Source organism: Ruegeria sp. AL11, from assembly GCF_056540865.1.
On the sequence record NZ_JBQFXO010000074.1, the window covers coordinates 1 to 641 of the forward strand.

Here is a 641-nt window from a genome sequence, read left to right on the forward strand (position 1 = left end):
CCCAGCAGGATGTGCTCGCGGGTCTGCGGCATCGGGCCGTCTGCAGCGTTCACAACCAGGATCGCGCCGTCCATCTGAGCGGCACCGGTGATCATGTTCTTGACATAGTCGGCGTGGCCGGGGCAGTCGACATGCGCATAGTGGCGCGCGTCGGTCTCGTATTCCACGTGCGCGGTCGAGATGGTGATGCCGCGGGCTTTCTCTTCCGGCGCGCCGTCAATCTGGTCATACGCCTTGAAGTCACCAAAATACTTGGTGATTGCTGCGGTCAGCGTCGTCTTGCCGTGGTCAACATGCCCAATCGTGCCGATGTTGACGTGCGGCTTATTACGCTCAAACTTTTCCTTTGCCATTCCTCAGGCGCCCTTTTGCGATTTGGGGGACCCTTGGTCCCAGGTTACTATCTGCGCGCGCGAGATATTTGGTTCAAAGGGGAAAATCAAGCACATCCTGAGGGAAATGCGCTTATCCCGCCGGATTTTGCGTAACCTCGGTGGAATCGAGGGGCTGGATCAGGTCTGGCCGTTTTTCGAACCAGCCATTCTCTTCATGTTCTTCAGCCAGCCACTCTTCGACCCGGTCGGCTACTTTCAGTGACAGACCGGCCATCTGTTCGTTTTTGGTACGCTCGTGCCCCGACC

General features: G+C 57.9%; 1 protein-coding gene. It reads right to left on the minus strand.

The window, feature by feature from the left end:
• The coding region (locus ACR0IP_RS23355) for a GTP-binding protein (protein WP_480528188.1) at positions 1-353 on the minus strand (353 nt) is incomplete at its 3' end.
• Positions 354-641: the final 288 nt, after the last annotated feature.